This window comes from Muriicola sp. (assembly GCF_041567615.1).
Taxonomy (GTDB): Bacteria; Bacteroidota; Bacteroidia; order Flavobacteriales; family Flavobacteriaceae; genus Muriicola.
The window spans coordinates 1-4,258 of record NZ_JBFGBM010000200.1 but is presented as its reverse complement, the minus strand read 5'-3'; the positions used below and the strand labels follow the sequence as shown (position 1 = coordinate 4,258).

Annotated in this window: 2 protein-coding genes and 1 pseudogene; 2 read left to right on the top strand and 1 reads right to left on the bottom strand. The window is 49.8% G+C overall.

Annotated features, from left to right (window positions below; genetic code table 11):
* Positions 1 to 3,476, top strand: a 3,476-nt coding sequence (gene nifJ / locus ABYP73_RS11745) for a pyruvate:ferredoxin (flavodoxin) oxidoreductase (protein ID WP_372974448.1), incomplete at its 5' end; no start/stop codon positions are given.
* A 66-nt stretch (positions 3,477 to 3,542) separates the two neighbouring features.
* Positions 3,543 to 3,920, top strand: coding sequence for a hypothetical protein (locus ABYP73_RS11740; protein ID WP_372945271.1), 378 nt, complete (start codon positions 3,543 to 3,545; stop codon positions 3,918 to 3,920).
* Between the two features lie 37 nt (positions 3,921 to 3,957).
* Here the strand turns inward: ABYP73_RS11740 and ABYP73_RS11735 are convergent.
* Positions 3,958 to 4,258, bottom strand: a pseudogene (locus ABYP73_RS11735) (D-TA family PLP-dependent enzyme); the annotation flags it as partial.

The following is a 4,258-nucleotide window of genomic DNA, read 5'->3' as shown; positions in this document are numbered from 1 at the left end:
CTCATAAGACCAATGAGGTCTGTGCCATTTACCCAATTACCCCTGCTTCGCCTATGGGTGAGCACGTGGACGTCTACAGTTCCAAGGGGCAAAAGAACATATGGGGCAATGTTCCCAGGATCGTGGAGATGCAAAGTGAGGGGGGTGCCGCCGGTGCCGTTCACGGGTCCCTGCAGGCAGGAGCCCTGACCACTACGTTCACAGCTTCCCAGGGTCTGCTGTTAATGATCCCGAATATGTACAAGATCGCCGGTGAACTGTTGCCGGCTGTGATCCATGTGGCAGCAAGGACGGTGGCAACTCACGCCCTATCTATTTTCGGGGATCATTCTGACGTAATGGCCACCAGGCAAACCGGATTTTCTATGATGTTCGGAGGTTCTGTACAGGAGGCCATGGATTTTGCCCTGATCTCCCAGGTAGCTACCTTAAAGACCAGGGTGCCTTTCCTCAATATATTTGATGGGTTCAGGACGTCTCATGAGATCTCCAAGATCGATAACATCCCGGATGAGGTGATCAAAGCCATGATGCCGGAAGATAAGATCACGGATCACAAAAAGCGATCCCTGGATCCAGACCATCCCGTTGTCAGAGGTACTTCCCAAAACCCGGATGTATTCTTCCAGGCCAGGGAAGCGGCCAATCTTCAATACGCCAAAGTGCCGGAAGTGGTACAGGAGGTGATGGATGAATTCTACTCCCATACGGGACGCAGATATAACCTTTTTGATTATATAGGCCATCCTCAGGCAGAGCGGGTAATCATCATCATGGGTTCAGGAGAAGGTGCTGTGCGTGAAACTGTGGATACCCTGGTAGAACAGGGAGAAAAGGTAGGAGCCCTATTTGTCAAGCTTTACAGACCTTTCTCCATGGAGCATTTTATGGATCAGTTGCCGAAGTCGGTTAAAAAGATCGGGGTACTCGACAGGACCAAAGAACCCGGAAGCCTTGGGGAACCCCTTTACCTGGATGTGGTTACTGCATTTGTGGAAAGCCAGCGAAAAATGCCGGCGGTGGTCGGAGGTCGATACGGCCTCTCTTCCAAAGAGTTCAACCCGGCCATGGTCAAAGGAATTTACGATGAGTTGCTAAAGGATGAACCCAAGAACCATTTTACCATTGGTATCAAGGATGACCTGGGCCATACCAGCCTGGAATACAACCCGGTCTTCAAGACGAAAAAGACGACTTTCAACTGTATGTTCTACGGCCTGGGGTCTGATGGTACCGTAGGGGCGAACAAAAACTCCATCAAGATCATCGGAGAAACAACCGATAACTATGTGCAGGGATATTTTGTTTATGATTCCAAGAAAGCGGGGGCTCAGACCATCTCGCATTTGCGATTTGGGCCAAATCCCGTGTACTCGTCCTACCTGATCAACACGGCGGATTTTATCGCCTGTCACCAGTTCAATTTTATTGAGAAATACGATATCCTGTCGCACATTAAGAAAGGAGGGACCTTCCTTCTGAACTCCCCCTATTCCAAAGATGAGATCTGGGAACAACTGCCCAGTATCATGCAACAGGAGATCATAGACAATGAACTGAACTTCTATGTCATAGACGCTACAAAAGTGGCGCACGAAGCCAAACTGGGGAAACGCACCAATACGGTACTGCAGACCTGTTTCTTCGCGATCTCAGGCATTCTCCCCAGAGAGGAAGCAATAGAGAAGATCAAGAATGCCATCGTGAAGTCTTATTCGCACAAAGGCGAAAAGGTAGTGAAGATGAACTTCAAGGCGGTTGACACCGCCCTGAAACATCTCGAAAAAGTGGAGTATCCTAAAAAGACCACGAATACAAGGGGTTTGAAATCCATTATGAGTGGTGAACCCGATCCATTTGTCAGAGAGGTCCTCGGCAAGATCTTAGCCGGGAGGGGAGATGAGCTCCCTGTGAGTTTCTTCCCCATCGATGGGACCTTCCCTACAGGAACTACCCAGTATGAGAAAAGGGGGATAGCCGATTTTATCCCGGTGTGGGATGGGGAAGACATCTGTACCCAGTGTAATAAATGCGTGGCCATCTGTCCGCATGCAGCGATCAGGGCAAAAGTTGTTCCCAATGAGGATCTAACCACCGCTCCTCAGACCCTGAAAAGGGTACCGGCCAAAGGCAGACCCTTTACCAGTGAAACGGAATCCTATATTCTGCAGGTTTCCCCGGAAGACTGTACCGGCTGTGACCTCTGTGTAGCTGTGTGTCCTGCAGAAAGCAAGGAAATACCTGATTTCAAGGCGATCAACATGCACAGGAAACTGGATGTGGATACCGTTGAAAATGAGCATTGGAACTACTTTACCCAATTGCCTGATTACGATCGCTCTGCCCTGCAGATCACCAATATCAAAGGTTCCCAGTTCCTCGAACCCCTGTTTGAATTCTCAGGTGCCTGTTCGGGATGCGGGGAAACGCCTTATATCAAAATGCTGACCCAGCTGTTTGGTGACAGCATCATGATCGCGAATGCCACCGGTTGTTCTTCCATCTATGGAGGCAACCTGCCCACGACTCCTTATAAGACCAATAAGGAGGGTAGGGGACCGGCCTGGGCGAACTCCCTATTCGAGGATAATGCAGAATTCGGTTTTGGAATGAAACTGGCCCTGTCTAAAAAACAGGAAATTGCCGTGGAGCTGCTTAAGTCCCTCGAGAATACAGTCGGCAAGGAACTGGTAGAAGCCATCCTGAACAACCCGGAGGAGGATGAGGCCCAGCGCAAAGAGAAATTCAGACAACTTGATGAACTCAGGGAAATCCTTCTTAAAAACAAAGAGGTCCCCGAAGTCGCCAAGTTGTTGAATCTCACCGAATACCTTCGTAAGAAGGCGGTGTGGATTCTGGGAGGTGATGGATGGGCTTACGATATTGGATATGGTGGAGTAGACCACGTACTGGCCTCCGGGGAGGATATCAATATTATGGTCCTCGATACCGAGGTGTATTCCAATACGGGCGGACAAACCTCCAAAGCAACACCCCTGGGTGCAAGTGCGAAGTTCTCGGTCTCCGGGAAACGAACCGGCAAGAAGAGCCTGGCCTTGCAGGCCATTTCATACGGGAATGTCTATGTAGCCCAGGTCGCCCTCGGCGCGAAGGATATGCAAACCCTCAGAGCCATTGAAGAAGCGGCCGCTTATCCCGGGCCTTCCCTGATCGTCGCCTACTCCCATTGCGGGGAACACGGATACGACCTCAAAGAAGGAGCCCTCCACCAGGAAAGAGCAGTGGAAACTGGCTACTGGCCTCTGTTCCGCTTTGATCCTTCCAAACCCAAAGGCAAGAAGTTCAAACTGGACTCCAAGGAACCCAGCAGGCCGCTCGAGGATTTCATGTACAGGGAGACTCGTTTTACAAGGGTTGTCAAGGAAAATCCTGAGTTGGGTAAATCCCTCTTGAAACAAGCTCAGGAAGAAGTGGAAACCAAATGGGAACGCCTCGAACTCTTTAGAAATATGTAAAGTTCTCCCCCTGTAAATCTCAGGGGGAGCCTTATGTGGTAGTACAAAATAATTAAAACAGATATTATGGAAACCTTAGCAAACCCCTATTTTGAGATCGCCGTGGAGAAAATGAAGGAAGCCAACAGGGAACTGTACAGGCCGGAGGAAGATGTAGTCTCTTTTCTGGTTTGTAAGAATGCCCAGCTAGCCGTTCAGAATTATCTCAGGGGCTATCTGCTGCGCAGCGGGATTGAGACTAAAAAAGAGGATACCCTGGATTCCCTGTACAAACAATGCGTAGAGCTCAATGGGAATTTTAAGCAAGTGAATCTCGCCGGCTTCAATTGCCAGTATGAAAACATGGATGCCAAATACTGTCAGGGAGTTGAGAAGGTGAGCAGGTGTTTTGAAATTGCCAACGGGCTGGATACCTTCCTGAGAAAGGAAAAGGTGATCAATTGAGCAACCCAAAAAAAGCATTGTGGGATCTCAGTCCAAACTAATGATCCCTCGCAGCCACCCTCCAGGCCCCGGTCACTTTGCCATGTTCAACAGTCAGGGCTTCGGGATATTTGGCCACCGTGGGGCAAATGTGCATGGGAATCGCATAACGAACCTCACCCATTCGGGTTTCTGAAGCATCATTTGTTTTCAGGACCAGGTGTTCTTCGCTCTGCCCTATCTGTTCTGTGGATTCCATCCCGAGGATCCTTACCCGGGGGAAATCCATTTCGGGAGCTACGGATTTGTGTCCAAGGTCCAGGCACAAAATACCCTCAGCGGGTTTGCTGATCACCCGG

Bases quoted from the DNA above. Each gene is read 5' to 3' on its own strand.
- ABYP73_RS11740 (WP_372945271.1), top strand. From the start codon at position 3,543: ATGGAAACCTTAGCAAACCCCTATTTTGAGATCGCCGTGGAGAAAATG.